Annotated in this window: 21 protein-coding genes; 19 read left to right on the plus strand and 2 right to left on the minus strand. The window is 61.7% G+C overall.

What is annotated here, in order from left to right:
• The first annotated feature begins 89 nt into the window (after positions 1–89).
• From AAHM38_RS19325 to AAHM38_RS19365, 9 genes are all read left to right on the plus strand, one after another.
• Positions 90–215: a hypothetical protein gene (locus AAHM38_RS19325; protein ID WP_259394498.1), complete on the plus strand. Its 126-nt coding sequence runs from the start codon at positions 90–92 to the stop codon at positions 213–215.
• 282 nt (positions 216–497) lie between these two features.
• A complete protein-coding gene (locus tag AAHM38_RS19330; protein ID WP_042339299.1) occupies positions 498–833 on the plus strand; it encodes a hypothetical protein in 336 nt (111 codons plus the stop codon).
• Positions 834–878: 45 nt separating this feature from the next.
• Complete coding sequence (locus tag AAHM38_RS19335; protein WP_137959871.1) at positions 879–1,124, plus strand: hypothetical protein; 246 nt, start codon at positions 879–881, stop codon at positions 1,122–1,124.
• The gene (locus tag AAHM38_RS19340; RefSeq protein WP_042339297.1) at positions 1,117–1,977 is read left to right on the plus strand and encodes an N-6 DNA methylase; all 861 of its coding nucleotides are present in this window, start codon (positions 1,117–1,119) and stop codon (positions 1,975–1,977) included. The genes AAHM38_RS19335 and AAHM38_RS19340 overlap by 8 nt, the downstream gene beginning before the upstream one ends.
• 11 nt (positions 1,978–1,988) lie before the next feature.
• Positions 1,989–2,483: a stable inheritance protein KleA gene (gene kleA, locus AAHM38_RS19345; protein ID WP_245621252.1), complete on the plus strand. Its 495-nt coding sequence runs from the start codon at positions 1,989–1,991 to the stop codon at positions 2,481–2,483.
• A gap of 15 nt (positions 2,484–2,498) precedes the next feature.
• Positions 2,499–2,948, plus strand: a complete 450-nt coding sequence (locus tag AAHM38_RS19350) for a hypothetical protein (RefSeq protein ID WP_028229055.1) — start codon at positions 2,499–2,501, stop codon at positions 2,946–2,948.
• 574 nt (positions 2,949–3,522) lie between these two features.
• Positions 3,523–3,789: a hypothetical protein gene (locus AAHM38_RS19355; RefSeq protein ID WP_259395634.1), complete on the plus strand. Its 267-nt coding sequence runs from the start codon at positions 3,523–3,525 to the stop codon at positions 3,787–3,789.
• Positions 3,790–3,915: 126 nt separating this feature from the next.
• On the plus strand, positions 3,916–4,224 hold the full coding sequence (locus tag AAHM38_RS19360) for a hypothetical protein (protein WP_042339294.1): 309 nt from the start codon (positions 3,916–3,918) through the stop codon (positions 4,222–4,224).
• A 4-nt stretch (positions 4,225–4,228) separates the two neighbouring features.
• Positions 4,229–4,849 carry a recombinase family protein gene (locus tag AAHM38_RS19365; RefSeq protein WP_028229053.1) on the plus strand — a complete coding sequence of 207 codons (621 nt, stop codon included), beginning with the start codon at positions 4,229–4,231 and terminating at the stop codon, positions 4,847–4,849.
• A gap of 578 nt (positions 4,850–5,427) precedes the next feature.
• Here AAHM38_RS19365 and AAHM38_RS19370 read toward each other — a convergent pair.
• Positions 5,428–5,655, minus strand: coding sequence for a hypothetical protein (locus AAHM38_RS19370; RefSeq protein ID WP_028229052.1), 228 nt, complete (start codon positions 5,653–5,655; stop codon positions 5,428–5,430).
• Positions 5,656–5,968: 313 nt separating this feature from the next.
• A complete protein-coding gene (locus AAHM38_RS19375) occupies positions 5,969–6,289 on the minus strand; it encodes a hypothetical protein (RefSeq protein WP_042339292.1) in 321 nt (106 codons plus the stop codon).
• Positions 6,290–6,602: 313 nt separating this feature from the next.
• On the opposite strand from AAHM38_RS19375, the gene AAHM38_RS19380 reads away from it, so the two are divergent.
• The 10 genes from AAHM38_RS19380 (at position 6,603) to AAHM38_RS19425 (ending at position 16,838) form a co-directional block, all read left to right on the plus strand.
• Positions 6,603–6,989, plus strand: a complete 387-nt coding sequence (locus AAHM38_RS19380; protein WP_028229051.1) for a hypothetical protein — start codon at positions 6,603–6,605, stop codon at positions 6,987–6,989.
• Positions 6,982–9,150: a type IV secretion system DNA-binding domain-containing protein gene (locus AAHM38_RS19385; RefSeq protein ID WP_084170302.1), complete on the plus strand. Its 2,169-nt coding sequence runs from the start codon at positions 6,982–6,984 to the stop codon at positions 9,148–9,150. The genes AAHM38_RS19380 and AAHM38_RS19385 overlap by 8 nt, the downstream gene beginning before the upstream one ends.
• Before the next feature lie 13 nt (positions 9,151–9,163).
• Positions 9,164–9,613, plus strand: a complete 450-nt coding sequence (locus tag AAHM38_RS19390) for a protein-disulfide reductase DsbD N-terminal domain-containing protein (RefSeq protein WP_028229050.1) — start codon at positions 9,164–9,166, stop codon at positions 9,611–9,613.
• A gap of 11 nt (positions 9,614–9,624) precedes the next feature.
• Positions 9,625–12,444, plus strand: coding sequence for a MobF family relaxase (mobF, locus tag AAHM38_RS19395; RefSeq protein WP_245621251.1), 2,820 nt, complete (start codon positions 9,625–9,627; stop codon positions 12,442–12,444).
• A gap of 102 nt (positions 12,445–12,546) precedes the next feature.
• A complete protein-coding gene (locus tag AAHM38_RS19400) occupies positions 12,547–12,753 on the plus strand; it encodes a hypothetical protein (RefSeq protein ID WP_028229048.1) in 207 nt (68 codons plus the stop codon).
• Between the two features lie 187 nt (positions 12,754–12,940).
• The gene (locus tag AAHM38_RS19405) at positions 12,941–13,594 is read left to right on the plus strand and encodes a response regulator (RefSeq protein ID WP_028229047.1); all 654 of its coding nucleotides are present in this window, start codon (positions 12,941–12,943) and stop codon (positions 13,592–13,594) included.
• An 8-nt stretch (positions 13,595–13,602) separates the two neighbouring features.
• Positions 13,603–13,998 (plus strand): hypothetical protein, encoded by a 396-nt coding sequence (locus AAHM38_RS19410; protein WP_156967233.1) that lies wholly within the window; start codon positions 13,603–13,605, stop codon positions 13,996–13,998.
• A gap of 2 nt (positions 13,999–14,000) precedes the next feature.
• Complete coding sequence (locus tag AAHM38_RS19415) at positions 14,001–15,689, plus strand: cache domain-containing sensor histidine kinase (protein ID WP_169742691.1); 1,689 nt, start codon at positions 14,001–14,003, stop codon at positions 15,687–15,689.
• Positions 15,690–15,989: 300 nt separating this feature from the next.
• On the plus strand, positions 15,990–16,433 hold the full coding sequence (locus tag AAHM38_RS19420) for a lytic transglycosylase domain-containing protein (protein ID WP_245621250.1): 444 nt from the start codon (positions 15,990–15,992) through the stop codon (positions 16,431–16,433).
• A 3-nt stretch (positions 16,434–16,436) separates the two neighbouring features.
• The gene (locus tag AAHM38_RS19425) at positions 16,437–16,838 is read left to right on the plus strand and encodes a hypothetical protein (protein WP_156967232.1); all 402 of its coding nucleotides are present in this window, start codon (positions 16,437–16,439) and stop codon (positions 16,836–16,838) included.
• Positions 16,839–16,900: the final 62 nt, after the last annotated feature.

The raw sequence follows: 16,900 nt of genomic DNA on the forward strand, positions 1-16,900 counted from the left end.
TAAAAAGGGTTGTCTTTCTTCGTCAAAGGGTTGACGGTCAACCCTTTGACGGGTAGAATGTCTCTCATGGTTGATAAGGAGATATGACCATGACCCAGCAAGTTTTCGAGGCATTGGCGGACTGGATTTCTGAAGGTGTCGCAGTCGATTTTGAGGCCCTGGGCTTCGACATCGAGGTGATTACCGTCGATCCCCCCGCCGACCTGGCTAACTGATTCGGACGGGTGACGGTGAGCAGACCATACCCGACCGAGAAACCAGACCATCAACAACCCGCAGGAGATAAGCCAATGGCAACCGCGACCAAACCCCAGCCGCAGAACCGCGAAATCGTTTTGAACGGCTCGCGCCTGTTCGAGCGCTGGGACGGCAAGACGTGGATTTGCTACCGCGTGACGAAACCCTAAACCCAGCAAACCCCCAGCGCTGGGGGTGACGGTGAGCAGACCAGACCCCCGGCGCAGTTTCCAGACCATCGACCTTTAGGAGTGATCCAGATGCAACCAACCACCGCAACCCCGACCGAAACCGCCCGCCCGGCCGCCCTCGTGCCCACCGGCTCGCCCCTGTTCTCCCTGGGCCAGCTCTGCGCCACGCCCGGCGCGCTGGAGGTGCTGGAGCAGAACGGCCAGCAGCCTATCCACTTTGTCGCCCGCCACGTTGCCGGCGACTGGTCGGAAATGGACGCCGAAGACCAGCAGACCAACCGGGAGGCGCTGGAGTGCGGCGCGCGCGTGCTCTCGTCCTACACGACGAAGAACGGGCAAAAGCTCTGGATCATCACCGAGGCCGACCGCAGCGTGACCACCCTGCTGCTGCCTTCCGAGTATTGAGCAACGACGCCGGGGCCACCGCCCCGGCCTGACAGCGGGGTGAGCATGACAACCAAGACCATCGGCCTGTACCTGACCAGATCAGGCAAAGAGGCCATCCGCCTGAAGGAATACCCCTTGCGCGACGGCCGCAAGGGCTATTCCTGGATCGGTGAATACGGGGCAGGCAGCGGCGAACCGCTGGCCGCCTACCTCGCCATGATCGAGCAATTCAAGAAGACCAAGCGCGGGATGCAAACGGTGATCGACGCCCACGCGCACCAGGAAGAAGGGGAGCCCAGCCGTGGCTAAGAAGCACATCCGTTACACCAACGACCACCAGGCCGAGCTGGGCAAGCTGCTGCGCGAGCTGGGCTATCGGCACGGCCTCTGGCAAGTCTTCCGCGACTTTGTGGCCATGTGCGCCATTGCGATCAGCAACGCCGTAGACAAGCGCCAGTTTGCCGCGCGCGAGGCTGAATATATGAAGATCGTCGGCCGCTATACCAAGGAAGAAGCCGACATGATGGCCCGAGGCTTGGCCCATGTCACTTTCGGCCTTGAAGCTGGCATGTGTGATTTTCTCGGCTCCCTGTTCATGAATCTGGAGCTGGGCGACTCTTGGAAAGGCCAGTTTTTCACGCCCTACGAGGTCAGCTATTTGATGGCCGCGATCAACATGGGCGACCGCGCGCCCGTGGAAATCGAGAAAAAGGGCTTTATCACCCTCTGCGATCCATGCGTAGGCGGTGGCGCAATGGTTATTGCGGCCGCCCATGCCTTGCAGGACGCGAAAATCAACTATCAGCAGCACATGCACGCCGTCGCCGTCGATATTGACATCGTGGCGGTGCAAATGGCCTATGTGCAGTTGTCGCTGCTGCATATCCCGGCTGTCGTCTATCACGGCAATTCGCTGAGCGTTGAAACATGGTCAACGTGGCGCACGCCCGCCCATGTCCTGGGCTTTTGGGATGTGAAGCTGCGCCGCGCCGGTGACGCCGCCACCCTGACCGTGCCCGCCGCCCAGTCTCGCGCCGAGGAAGCGGCCGACGACGCCGAGGCCGAGGCGGAAGCCATGCCCACCGCCGCCGCCCTGGCTCCCTCGCCCGTTCCCGCCCTGGCCGCAGACATCAACCTGCGCGGCCAGCTCGCCCTGTTCTGAAAGGTTCGCCCGTGACCACCGCCACCACTACCACCAAGCCCGCCGCCCGCTTCCTGCCCTGGGTGGACATGCTCGCCGAGGTCGGCTCGCCGATCATCAAGCAGCGCGACCAGGCGGCCGCGCTGCTGGCCGAAGCCGACGCCCTGGAGCGCCAGGCCGACGAGCTGCGCCGCGCGGCTGTCGCCGCCCGCGCTCCGCTGCTGGAGCGCGTCATGAAGAACTGGAGCCTGGCCGAGCTGGAGCAGGCCGCCAACCGCGCCGAGTCCATCACCCACCCGGTGCCGCTGCACTGCATCGAGGACGCCGAGCTGCGCAACGCCATTCGCGCCCTGGAGGGCACGCAAGGCCCGCTCGACGTGCTGCGCCTGTTCAATCAGAAGGTGATCCGCCAGCACAACCTGCTGAGCACGGCCACCGAGGACGAGCGCCGCGCCACCCTGGCCCGCGCGCTCAACTGGTGGAATTTCGCCGTGGTGCCCATGCTTGAGCGCATGGGCACGGAATAGGGGAGGGCGGCCGCCGTGAGCATCGAGCAAGAGGCCGCCGAGCTGGTGGCCGCCGTCGATCCGGCCGCTGTCGCGGCCGTGCTCGCCGACTTCCCCCCAGCCGAGGACATCACCATCCGGGAGCACTGGCAGGAACTCGACCCGACCCTGACCAAGAAGGCCCCGCGTGACCTGGCGGCCCGCGAGTCCTTCCTGTTGGCCAAGGTCGCCAGCTACGAGGCGTCCCGCCTCGCCAGCATCGCCCGGTACAACGACCTGCGCGACCGGGGCCTGGCGGCCCTGTCGCCCTACGACATCTGCATTTCCAGCGGCAATGACCCCTTGGGCGCGCTGCGCTGCGCCCTTCGGCTGAAGGACGCCCATATCTCCTATGACCTGTCGATCCTTGTCCGCTTGCACCTGGAGCTGGACGAGGTGAGGGCGCTGCGTGCGGGCTCCATGTCCCCCCAGCTCGCCCTGTTCTGACGCGCGGCCGCCTGTCGGCGGTGCGGCCTGCGGCCGGTGCCAGCCTTCGGCTGGCCGTGGTGCCGGGCTTGCGCCCGCTCCAACAGCCAGCAGGCCGCCGCGCTGCGCGCGCCGACCTGCCACCCACCCGCACCACCTGGCTGCTTTCCGGCTGACCCTTGCGCCTGGCCAGCTTTCACTGCTGGGCGAATCTGGCCGCTGCGCGACCAGACCGGGCTGCTCCGGGTTCGCGCCTTCGCGCTCATCCCCGCTTCGCGGGGACTGCTGCGCAGCCCTGCACATCCCTTTCGCTTGCGCCGTCCCGGCGCTGGCCTGCGGCCTGGCCAGACCTTTCGCGCGCGAAAGGTGGAGAGGTCGAAAAGTCACGTTTCCGCCCTGGACGGGCGAAAACGTGGTACTTTTAACGACCGTTTTAGCTACCGTGAAACCCGGTAGCGAAACAATCCTTAAAATTCACCCGGAACCCGGTAGAAATAGCCCGCGCCGGGGAAACATCTACCGAAAGGCCCGAATGCTGATGCCCCATTCAACCCCCGACGCGAATAGAGCCGTTTTGAGCGGTTTTCCTGAGAAGTTGAGGCCTACCCTCCAACTCATCGAAAAAAACCCGTCTGGCGAGGTCGCCGTCGCCCTCGTCCAGTACGTCGCTTCCTTCGTTCACCCGGACATGGTGTGCAACCTGGCGATGATGGAAAGCCTGCCCGTGCCGGCGAAACAGGCCGCGCTCGAATTCTTCGAGCACTGCCTGTCGGTCGGCCTGACCATCGAGCAGCAAGGCGACCTGCTGCGCTTCATCCAGCCGTACATCGTGGCCACCCTGGGCGGCCAACGGCCGCACTGACCAGGCTTCACCCGGTCGATGCGCCGTGAACCCGATCCGCTGTCTTCGCGCTCGCCTGCCGGCTCGCGCTGAAGACCCTGAAACCACATCCGGGCTCTTGGTCGGCTTCGCCTCCAATTCGCCCAGGTGCTCGCGCTGCGCCGCTTCGCGCCGCACGCACTTCGCCGCACTGCTGGCCAGCGCCGCGATCTGAACGAGAAAGGCAAACCCATGAACACAGACGCCCCTCAATCCTTCGTGGCGAACCACTCGAATGCCATGCTCGCCTTCGGCATCGTGCTGGTCGGATTCCTTGCCGGACTGATTCTCGGCCGCGCAGTCGCGCGCCTCATCAAATCGCCCGCTGTCGGCGGCTTCGCCAGCCGACTCTGCATCATCATCGGCACGCTGGCTTCGCTTCCGCTCGCCTACCACTTCGCCATCAAGGCGGGCTGACTGCGTGCCCGCATACTTTGCCTACCTGCGCGTCTCGCGTGACTCCCAGGACGTGGCGAATCAGCGCCTGTGGCTGCTCGATTACGCCAACGCCAAGGGCTACACGCCCTTGACGATGGTGGAGGAAACCGCCAGCCGCAGCATTCCCTGGCGCGAGCGCCTGATCGGGAAGCTGCTGCTAGAGCGCACCCAGCCGGGCGACTTCATCCTTACGTCTGAATTCACCCGGCTGGGTGGATCACCTGGCCAGGTTTTCTCCATTCTTGAGAGTGCCGCCGCACGCGGCGTCACCCTCATCATTACGAAAACGCAGACCGTGATGGACGGCAGCTTGAATGCGCAGATTCAAGCCGCCGCCTTCTCGATGGCTTCCATGATCGAGGTGGAATTCACTCGTGCTCGCACTCGTGAAGGCCTGGAGCGCGCTCGCCTCGCTGGCCGCATCGGCGGCCGGCGCAAAGGCAGCACCGGCCGCCTCAAACTCGACCCGCAGCGTGAACGTGTCGGCGAGCTGTACCAGCTCGGCCTCTCCATTCCAAAGCTGGCCCGTCACTTCGACGTGACGGAGAAAACCATGCGCAAGTTCCTTGCGCGCCACTTCCCCAAGAACGGCTCTGCGAGCTGACGGCTGCGCCGTCACCACGCCCGCCGTTCTTCCCCTTGTCGCTTCGCCTGCGGCTCGCTCCGATGCCGTGAAGTTGGCGGAAGGCTGCGCCTCCCGCCAACCCTCCGGCACCGTCCAAGTGGCCGATTTCTCCCGGCCTGCCGATACGTCCGCTACCCGCGCTTTTCGCATGACCTGGGTTCACCGAGTCTTCGCAACCCTGGGCGTGCCCCCTGCGGGGTCGGGCTGTCGTGAATCGAGCCCCGCTGCGCGTGTCTCGACCCTGCGGGCTTCCATCCCTCACGCCTCCGCGCCCTGGCGGGCGCTGCGCGCTCCGCTTGCCGGCCTGGCTCGACTTTCGCGCGCGAAAGCCAAACCAGGCGCAGGGCAGGGCGGCCACGGAAACCGGCTCTGCCGCTTTCCGCGCCCACCACGGCCCTGGGCGATCTTGCTGGCGTCTGCGGTGGCAGACTGGCCGCTCGCCAAAAGACAAGGCCGCCCGTTCCGCCGCACTGTCGTGCGGCTTCACTGACGGCCCATCTCACGCAACTCGCCGCCTGTCGGCCCTCTGCGGCTGTTGCAATTCTGGCCCGCTGATCCTACAGCGTGCCCCACTCACGTTCGTGAGTGTCTGACTTGATCCGGTGAAGGATGCTTTCGCACCCTTCACCGGATGCTGCGTAAAACGCGCAGTCCAACCCATACGGGTTGGTCAACCAGATGTCGGCACCATCGAGATTGACGGCCCAGCCGTCAATCTCTGCTCGACCATCACTACGCAGCTTTTCCAGCAGCTTCGTGTTCGTCCAGTTTTCCACTTCTGCCATGACTCCCTCCACCTGGGCGAATCTGGCCGCTGCGCGACCAGACCGGGCTGCTCCGGGTTCGCGCCTTCGCGCTCATCCCCGCTTCGCGGGGACTGCTGCGCAGCCCTGCACATCCCTTTCGCTTGCGCCGTCCCGGCGCTGGGCCGTCTCTCCCTCAACCACCGCGTTTCCCACAAGCTCCACAGGCCCTCGCGCTTGATCCGGTTTCCCACAAGAAGTCTCTTGTGGAAAACTGGGCGCGACCCCCTCCCTTTGGGATATTTTGGGTATCCCCGGTCGGGGGCAAAGGGGCCTGTGGATTTGTGGAAAACGCTCACTGGCCACTCGCCGCCGGTTCGCCCTGGCCGTCCGTTTTCTGACTTGTCGCCCCAGCCTCCGGCTGCGGCGATGAATCGACCAGCAACGCCGCCTTGATCGCCGGCATTGCCAGCTTCCACTGCTCCGCTGGAACTGCGTCCAGCTTCTCAGCGCGGATCAGCTCAAGCACGGCTTTCGTGTTCCGCTCCTGCTCCTTCCGCTTCTGCTCTCGCTGTCGTTCCTCCAGCTTCCGCAGCTTGTCGCGCTGGGCTGCAATTTCTTCTCCCAGCGTCCGCGCCTTGCGTCCGCCCTTTGGTGCCGATTTCGCATCACTCACGTTCTTCTCCTTCTCGGTTCGGTTTCGTCAATCCTGCTCAACCCCTCGGGGCTTCCTGCGCCCCTGGGTTGGCCCCATTTTACCAAATGGGCTCGGATGGCCGCTACCTGCGTCTAGTCAGATGACGCCACCAGTCTTGAGGGTTCGCGGGGGAGCCCCGCACCCCCTCAAGACTGGTCACACACCACGCAACTATCGTTGCACGGCCAAAAAACCCGCTATGGCGGCCTTTTTGGCTGTTAAACACCTAAACCAATAGCGTTAAACACCTAACTGTCTTACAATGGCTAAACCATTGCCAGGACAAGAGAAAATGCCGAAAAAGCCAGCGAACGGAGAAGACGGCTCAAAGTTCATCGGGCTACGCCTCGATAGGGATACTGCGGCCTATTACAGCAAGCGTGCGAAAGAGCGAGGAACCACACTTTCCGAATTTTTGCGCACCATGATCGTTCAGGGCATGATCGCCGAAACGGCCCTCGACGTGGAGCAGCGCATGAGGGTCATGCTCGCCGAAATGCAGATTCAGACAGGCGGCGGTGGATCGGCCAAGCTGCCTGAAAATGCGCTTATGTCGATCTACACGTCAGAGCAGCTACTGACGAAGATTGTGGAGGCGCGCAACCCGCAAGACCTCTACGACGCACAGGACAGAGCGAAGGCAAAGATCAAGCGCGAGAAAGGTGAAGCAAATGGCTAAACGGGCAGAGAAGGGCACGATGGGGAGCTTCTCCAGAGGTGCCGAGTTGTGGATGCACCAAGCACGCTTGTTCGGCGTGGCGGTGCTGACAGTCGTGGTGATTTCCTTCCTGATCGGTCTGGTGACTGGTGGCGTCTACTTCTACAAGGCGGCCACGCCGGTAGAGCGGTACGCACTGGAACGAAACTGGATCGGACAGGCGCGCGATGCGCTGGGCATGAACTTGGCAAAGATGGAGCTGTACGTCAACGGCAGCAAGTCGATGCTTGACGTGAAAGAGGTGATCGCGCTCACCGAGGACGATGCCACCGAAGCGCGGCGGAAGATGAGGAACGGCACGCTGATCGGTGGATTGGTAGGCATCGGATGTTTGCTCCTGCTGAGCATGTTCTGGTGGCACTACGGGCGTGGCAAGATGACCGATGAACGCCTGCGCGGTGCATCGCTGGTGAACGGCGAAGACCTCAAAACGCTGGTGAACGCCCGCGAGGATGCAAGCCCGTATGTGATCGCCGATGTGCCGATGCGCGCCAAGTCTGAGAACCTGCATACGCTGATTGCCGGCGCGCAGGGCACGGGTAAGTCTCAGCAGTTTTTCGCGCTCATGAAGCAGGTACGTGCGCGCGGGAAGCGGGCGATTGTCTATGACCCGTCGGGCGAGTTCACCCAGGCGTTTTTCCGTCCAGGCAAGGACATCCTCATGAACCCACTGGATGCCCGCAGTCCGAACTGGAACATCTGGAACGAGATCGAGAAGGACTACCACTTTGACAATATGGCCAACGGCCTGATTCCTGATCCGGCCGAGGCTGACCCGTTTTGGGCGAAGGCGGGCCGGATGGTGTTGAAGGACGTTTACAAAGTTCTCGGGCGTGAAGGCCGACGAACGAACCGCGACCTCTACAACTCAATCGCCAAGAGCAACCTCGAAGCGATGCACGCGCTTTTGGCTGGTGAAGCGGGTGCGAGCTACGTTGACCCGGTGACGGAACGAACCGGGATGTCGCTCAAGATGACAGTGCAGAACCAGCTTGAGGCATTCCGGTTTTTGCATGACGAGGGTGAGCCGTTCTCGATCCGAAAGTGGATCAAAGAGGAATCTGACTCGTGGATGTTCATCACGGCGCGCGAGGAATTGCGCGAGGCACTGGCACCTGTGCTGTCCCTGTGGGTGGACACTGTTATCAAGGCGGTGCTGTCTCTCGATCCTGTCCACCGCGAACGGCTTTGGCTGTTTGTGGACGAGCTACCGACACTCCAAAAGCTCGACATCTTGAAGCTGGCCCTGACCAATACCCGGAAGTACGGGCTGTGCTGTGTGCTGGGTGTGCAGGACTTCTCCCAGGTCTATGAAATCTACGGCCACGACCTGGCCAAGACCATCATTTCCGGTTGCCAGACTAAGCTGCTGCTGCGCGTGACGGACGGCGCGGCGGCCAAGCTCATGTCGGAGTTGATGGGGCAGGCCGAGGTGGACGAGAAGGACGAAACGCTCAGCTATGGCATCAGCTCGTCGCGCGATGGCGTGAGCGTTTTTGCGAAGCGCAACCTGCGGGAAATCGTGCTGACTTCCGAAATTCTGACCTTGCCAGATATGCACGGCTATCTGGTGATTCCCGGCGATTACCCGATTGCCCGCGTGGCCTATGAGTACACGCCGACGCCGAAGATCGCCGAAGGCTTCGTGGAGCGTGGCGGCCTGGGAATCAGCTTCCAGCCCAATACACCGGCCGCACCGGATATGCTGGATGACGATGATGATGCGCCGGCTGCGCCTGCGGCCGGGGCGGTCAAGAAGACCGAAGGCGACCGCGTAGTGATCGACGCGGATACCGGAGAAGTGGTCGGCACACGCGAAGAACTTTCGCGCGCGAAACCGCGCAGCGAGGACGAATCTGACCTCGAAGCGCTCGCCGAGGCGCTGGCCGGGAAGGAGGACATTTCCAAGGATCGCACCTACACCTTCAAGGTGCCGCCCAAGGGCTTCCCGTCGCGGATGTTCCACGATGCGGGGATGGAGATTCCGGGCTTTATCCACGTCCCGGCTGGCAAGACGCTGATGCAATCCATCGAGGCGTTGACGATGAAGAAGCCGGCGAAGGCGGCGGCCGCTGCCGCCAAGCCAGCGCCGAAAAAGTCCGATCCCTACGCTGACATTTGACGAGGTGGACGCCATGAACAAGCAAAGACGAGTGATCCTAGCTGGCCTGGCGGCGTTGCCCATTTCGCGGTTGGCGAGCGCTCAAGAGGTGTCCCTGTTGCCCGCCGAGCAGGCGTTTCTGATCGGCGCGCGGCAGGAAGGGCCTGGTCGGATCGCGCTGGATTTCAGGATTGCGCCGGGCTACATCCTCTACAGGGATCGCTTCGCTTTCGCGTCTGACGCGCCGCTGGTCAAACTGGTGAATCCGCGCTTCCCTGCGCCGGCAGAGAAGTTCGACAAGGTGCTGGAAAAGCAGGTCGCCTACTACGAGGGGAGGCTGACGGTTGGGCTGGACGTGATCGGCCAGCCGCAGCCGTTCCGCCTGAAGGTTCAGGTGCAGGGCTGCGCCGTGGAGGCCGGGGTGTGCTATCCACCGTACACCAAAGAGTTCCAGGTTCCGGCGCTCAGCAAGAAGGGGGGGTGACGATGATTAGCATGAACAACGTGGGCAGCGCTGGCCAGGCGCTGCACTACTTCAGCAAGGACAACTACTACACCCAGGACGAAGGGCTGGAGAAGTCGGAGTGGTTCGGCCAGGGTGCGGCCGCGCTGGGGCTTTCCGGGCAGATCGAGCGCCAGGACTTCTTTGAAATCCTGAATGGCAAGGTCGATGGCCAGGAGCTGGGCAAGTTCGTGGTGAACGAGGAAACCGGCGAGCGCGAGCGGGAGCACCGGCCCGGCACAGACATGACTTTCAGCGCACCCAAGAGCGTTTCGCTGCTGGCCGAGGTCGCCGGCAACCGGGAGGTGCGGGAAGCCCATGAGGCCGCGGTCAAGAAGGCGCTGACCTACATCGAGTCCGAGCTGGCCTACACACGGCAGATGAAGGACGGCGAGCTAGAGTCAGTGAAGACCGGTAACCTGGTGGTGGCCATGTTCCGGCACAACACGTCACGCGAGCTTGACCCGCAGACCCACACCCACGCCGTCATCATGAACGCCACCAAGCGCGAGGACGGCGAATGGCGCAGCCTGACCAACGACGAGATTTGGAAGGCGCAGCGGGTGGTCGGGGCCATCTACACCGGCGAGCTGGCCAGCAAGCTCCAGGAGCTGGGCTACGAACTGCGCCGTACCGACGAGAAGGGCAACTTCGAGGTGGTCGGCGTCACGCGCGAGCAGATCGAGCACTACAGCCAGCGGCGGGCGGACATTGAGGCCTCGCTGAAGTCGCGGGGCGTGGACATGGACAGCGCCACTGCCCAGGACAAGGAAGACGCCACGCTGATGACCCGCGCCAAGAAGGTGGACGTGGATCACGACGCGCTGATTGCCGACTGGAAGGGCAGGGCGCAGACCATCGGGCTCAATCTGGCCGAAATCCAGGCCAAGGCCGAGGCCGCGCGCGAGCAGGGTGGGATCATGCGCGAGGACAAGCTGACCGGCCGTCAGGCGATGGAGTTCGCGGCCGCGCACCTGATCGAGCGCGAAGCGGTGGTGTCCAAGGAAGACCTGATGAAGACGGCGCTGGAACACGGCGTGGGCCGGGTGTCGCCCACGGATGTGCAAAAGGCCTTCGACAAGCTGGAGGCCGAGGGCCACCTGGTCAAGCTCCCGGACGGCAACTACACGACCGCCAAGATGCTGGGCAGCGAGCGATGGGCGCTCGACCAGGTGCAGGCGCAGAAGGGCGTCATGCCGGCGATCATGGCCGCCGAGCACGTCTCGGATCGGCTGGGCAAGGCCGAGGACAAGCAGGGCTTCAAGTACACCGATGGGCAAAAGGAAGCCATCACCACGGTGCTAACCACGGAAGACCGCTACGTGGCCGTGCAGGGCCTGGCCGGTACTGGCAAGACCACGATGCTGCGCTCGCTCAAGGAAATGGCCCAGGAGCAGGGCTACACCGTGCGCGGCATGGCCCCGACCGGCGCGGCCAGCAAGGTGCTGGCCAGGGAAACAGGCATCGCCACTGATACCGTCTCGATGTTCCAGATCAAGGAGCGGCAGCTTCAGAAGGACATCGAGTTTGCCAAGCAGTTCGCCCCGGACTTCCAGCGCAAGCCGGAAATGTGGATCGTGGACGAAAGCTCGTTCCTGTCGCAGCGCCAGAAAGCCCAGCTCGATCATATGGCGGCCAAGGCAGGGGCCAAGGTGGTCTACCTGGGCGACACGCTGCAACTGCAAGGCGTGGAGGCCGGCAAGCCGTTCGAGCTGGCACAGAAGCAGGGCGGCATCGAGACGGCCTACATGACCGAAATCAGCCGCCAGAAGACGCCCGACCTGAAGGCGGCGGTGGACATCATCACCGGCCGGGATCAGCTCACCGATGGCGGCAGGCTCACGGCCGTGGAGTTGAAGAACAACGCGCGGGCCTTCGAGCACATGGACAAGACTGGCATGGTGAAGGAGGTCACGAACGGCGGGCTGATCGACGCGGCCGTGAAGGATGTACTGGCCATGAGCGCAGCAGAGCGCGAGCGCACCATCGTCATCACCGCGTACAACAAGGATCGGCACGAAATCAATGCCGGCGTGCGTGACGGCCTGAAGCAGACGGGCGAGGTGTCGCGCATCGAGCAGAACAAGGAAATCTTCATCAGCAAGGGCTGGACGCGCGCCGTCACCAAGGAAGCGCAGTATTACAACGCCGGGGACGTGGTGCGCTTCGGCCGAGACTACAAGCAGATCGACGCCGCCAAGGGCGAGTACGCCAGGGTGGTGTCAACCGACGCGACGCGCGGGGTTGTGTTGCTCCAGAAGGAAAACGGCCAGACCATCGCCTGGGAGCCCAAGAAGAACAACAACGTGGAGGTCTACGACGCCGAGCGCCGCGACATCGCCAAGGGCGACATCATCCGCATGACGCGCAACGAAGGCGAGTTCAAGAACGGCGAAGTGGCGCGCGTGGCGGCCATCGACGGCGACAAGGTGAAGCTGGAGCTGAAGCAGGGCGAGGCGATCAGCTACCACGATGTTGACCTGGCCAAGAGCAAGCATTGGGACTACGCCTATGCCAGCACCGTCCACGCTTCCCAGGGTGCGACCCAGCACCGGGCGATGTTCGTGATCCGCGCGCCCGAGGACGAGAACGAGAAGAAGCAGGCCCGGCAACTGGAAGCGATGGCCAAGGTGTTTGGCAACCGCAGCTTCTACGTGGGATCGACGCGCGCGAGCCACGAGCTGAGCATCTACACGAACGACAAGGCGGTGGCGGCCAAGGCCGTCAGTGCCCAGCAGGACAAGACCAGTGCGGTGGAGACGCTGCACCGGGCTGAGCAGGCGCGTGACAAGACTGTGGGCGTGGATAGGTGAAGTCGGTAGGATGACACTTTCGCGCGCGAAAGTGGCGTGCCATTGCCTTTTCCTGGAAACCTAACCTACTTATCGAAGAACAAGTGTGAGCAGAAAAGACCTATGACCATGAAGACCGACGAAGCCCAAGCGGGCAAGCCGAAGCGTACCCCCGCCAAGCAGAAGCCGCAAGAAAAACGCTCCCTGAGCGTCCGACTCGTCGAGCCGCTGCACGCAAGAGTGATTGCGCATTGCGAGAGCATCGGTATGCCAGCGAGTAGCTACATCATATCCCTGATCGAAGCAGACCTTCGCAAGCAGGGCAAGTAACGGGTAGCTGGTGACACCCCGCGTAAAGGGGTGCAAGGGGAGGCTTTTTCGTCACAAACGCCAAGGTCGCCAGGTGGCGTGGTAAATGTCTACATGCTAGAATAAAAAAGTGCCTGTCGATGGCAATCGCATTGCCTGCGACAAGAGGTCTTCCATATTGTGACGCCCAGACCACCCGGAGACTGGATTGAATACCGAATTGCAAGCCCCTGTAACAGTCCTGCTCGCGGATGACCACCCCATCGTGCGAGCGGGCTTCGCCACATCCCTTCCCTCGTTCGGCATCAAGGTGCTCGGAGAGGTCGGATGCGCAGCGGACGTGATCGAGCGCTTCAATGAGCTGAAGCCAGAAGTGCTGGTGCTCGACATTCGTTTCGGAGAGGCCTTAACAGGCCTCGATGTTGCCGCCGAGTTGCTGAAGAAAGTCCCGGCCGCAAAAGTCGTCTTTCTGAGCCAGTTTAGTCAGGATTCGATCATCAAACGCTGCTACCAGATCGGCGGCAAGGCTTTTCTCACCAAGGATTGCCAACTCGACGACCTGGCCACTGCGATCAAGCAAGCCAAGGCCGGACAACTCTATTACGTCCCTAAGTTTGCGGAGCGCTTGGCTACGCTGTCAGTGCTGGGCGATCAATCGCCGGAGACGGTCTTGCAAGAGCGAGAAATGCAGATTTTCAAGCTCATGGCCCAAGGGCTGACCATCGTTGAAATTGCCGAGGCGCTTAATTTGTCGGTGAAGACGATCAGCAATACCAGCCAGAACATCAAGGAAAAACTGGACATTCATCGCCCGGCCGAAATTACGCGGCTGGCAATCCGGCATGGTTTGATCGAGGCGTAGGCGGACAAATGCACAAGGCCGAGAATACGTCACTCGATAAGGACGCTATCCGAAAGAGGTGGCCAAATGGTTTTTGGGGATGGCTGCGCTACTTCACGGATCATGTCATCTACAGATACAAGCGCCCCGTTGATTGGGGTGCGGCTATGGCTATCGAAGAAGGCTTCTTGCATGGAACCATCGTCTGCGAGGACGGTGGGTTCGCGGTTATCCATGATGATGAATATGACGTTTTTAAAGCGCTTGGCAAAGGGCGCGATCTGAGTCAATTGCGCGAAGATCTGAATCTTTCCGACCCTGAACTGAATAAGCATGTCCGTACTCTGCTGGATAAATTGGGTGCCCATGACATCCAGGAGTTGAAGGGCATTGCAACACGCCATGTAATGAGATGCCGAACATAACTATGTCATTTCGACAGAAAACCATCTTTCTATCCAAGTACAAGGCAGGCGTTCTACTTGGCACAATCTGGACGGCCACCATTGCGGTGGCCGTGTTGCTTCTGTATTTGGGTACGGATGCCGTCAATCATGCGCAGGTGCGTCTGAAAGACCAAGCAGAAGCCTATGCGCACCTCATTGCCGCGCACGACCGGTTTGGCTTTACGCTGGCTGATGTGATCCTCAAGGATTTGCAGGACTACGTCACGACTGATGACCTGAATGGTCCATTGACGCCGCAGCGCAAGCAGCAACTATTCACCTACCTTTCTCAGCATAGAACTAGGTTGCCTGGCATTGCCTCCTTTACGCTGATAGGTGCTGACGGGATTCGCCGAGTCGGCGTGGTTGGGCAGGATGGCACTAACCTGTCTGATCGTGGCTACTTCATTGAACTGCGCAATGGCAAGGACTTCTATATAAGCGGCGTTCAAGATGGCAGGGCAAGCGGCAAGCCTGGCATTCATGTCGCGCGCCGCTTCAATAGGCCAGACGGCAGTTTTGCGGGTGTTGTCGTCATGAATCTCGCGGCGCAAGACGTGTTCTTCTCGTTCTATAAGTCGATCAACTTCGGGCCGAACACGACGACAAGTTTGCGCGACGCAGAACGCATCCTACTCCGCTTTCCTGCGGACATCCGAAATCCAGAGATTGCTACTCGCAGGCTTCGTGGTGACGCAATAGGTCAAGTCATACAGGCGGGCCAGGATCAAGGTTTCGTCATAGGGATTGATCCAATGGATGGCTTGGAAAAGCTCACCGCCTTTGAGCGACTGGAGGGGTCGCTTATGTACGCGACAGTCTCCCTCCCGACCGAGGCCGCTATGAGCGGGCCAAAAATCGTGGCGTTTGCTTCTTACATTGCGGCGCTCGCCTTATTGTTCGGGGCCTACGGCGTCACATCCGCTATTCAGAAGGCGGGGAAACTGGCGAGAGCGCGTGACGAGGCGGTTAAAGCTGCGCAAGAAAGGCAGCGTTTGATTCGCAGGCTCAATACTGTTGTTGAAGACGAGCGAAAGGCCATTTCAATCGAGATTCACGATGTCCTCAACGCGATCTTGATTGGCATCAGGCTGGACTCGCAGGCCATTCTGAGCAGCATGACCCAGGCGCAGCACACTCCGCTAATGGACGAGGTTGTCGAGCGAGCCAAATCCATCGCTGCGCACGCTAACGACCTCTACGCTGCCTGTCGTGCAATCGTGACCCGGCTACGGCCGGAAGTGTTGGACGTGCTTGGCTTGGACGAGGCCATCGAGGAAATGGTAAAGACCTACAACGCTACGCACCCAGCCTGCACCTTCACCTTCCACTTCGACGGCAGCACGGCCGGAGTAGACCCCAACATCGGTATCGCGGCCTACCGGATCGTGCAGGAGGCATTGAGCAACGTTGTGAAGCATGCGAACGCGCATCACGCCGATGTTTCCCTCAAGGTGCTGGACGACGAGCTGCGCCTAGCCATCGAAGATGACGGGCGTGGATTCTCCGAGCAACAAGACGCAGCAGCGGGCTTCGGCCTCGTCGGCATGCGGGAACGGGCTGATGCCTTCGGCGGCAGTCTGGAGATCCACTCGGCCCGGAACGATGGGGGCAGCCGCATCGTTGCTCGCATCCCTCTCAAGCCACAGCAGACGGGCGTGACCAACTAAGGCCGTCAGCTTTCGCGCGCGAAAGCTCAGCGCGCCATCAACCCTCCAGGGCTGGATCACCGATGTGGTGATCCAGCCCTTTTCATTTTGCACAGCCCGGCAGCGCGGCCATGACCAAGCGGAAAACGACACTTTTCGACCACCGAGTAAAGGGGGTGTGACAGGCACTCAGAATTGCTATAAACTAGCAATGTCAAATGCAAGCGTATAGACTAACAGATTCCAACACGCTGAACCAAAGACATGCTAGTTATCAAACTTTTCCGTTGCCTGATTGGGGTAGTTTCCCTGACTCCTCTGATGGCCAGCGCTTCCTGCTGGGAGGAGGCGGGCGCGAGCTATGGAATCGAGCCGGCGTTGCTGAAGGCAATCGCTTGGAAGGAGTCGCGCGGCCACCCCAACGCCATCGGCCCGGTCGATCCTAAGACGGGGCATCGCGCCTATGGGCTGATGCAAATCTATTCCGTGCACCTGCCGCTGCTGGCCAAGTACGGCATCACCAAAGAGCAGCTTTTCGACGCCTGCACGAGCCAGAAGGTAGGCGCTTGGGTTCTCGCCGACTGCATCCAGCGGTTCGGAAGCACATGGAAGGCGGTCGGCTGCTACTACACCGGCCCGGCCTCCAACAACACCGCCGCTCAAGCCTGGTACGTCCGCGACGTGCAGGCCTTCTACGCGGGCTACAAGCGCCAAGAGCAAGAGCAGGGCGCGCAACCTCAGAACGTCGCACTGAAAGGGGACTGACCAATGGCCAGACGCGCCAAACAACACCTATCGCTCGCGGCCTTGCTGGCTCTGAGCCTCAATGCCTTCGCGGATGACGCCACCAAGCTGCCGCCGCCGCCAACGAACGCCTCCCTAGGTACGCCTAACCCCGTCTCGCACGTGTCGGGCGTCGTTCAGTTCGGGATGCCTGGCGACCACAAGTACGTCTTCTGCAACACCAACGAGTGCCCCGACAGGAGCCTCAAGCACATGGCCGAGCCACCGCCGCCGCCGCCGCTGGTGATGCCCGCTCCCGTGGTGGAGCCGCCTGTGATCGAGGAACGCGAGGAAGCCCCGCCGCCGAAGCCCAAGGTCAAGCACCACAAGAAACACAAGCCGGCGAAGAAGCCGGTGAAGCGACTCGATTGCCCCGCCACCAAGTGACGGCGCTCAACAAATTGCGCGTCCCCGCCTTCACGCGCAGTCCCGCAGATGCGGGTTGGAAA

Source organism: Ralstonia sp. OTU4908 (genome assembly GCF_038440115.1).
GTDB lineage: Bacteria > Pseudomonadota > Gammaproteobacteria > Burkholderiales > Burkholderiaceae > Ralstonia > Ralstonia pickettii.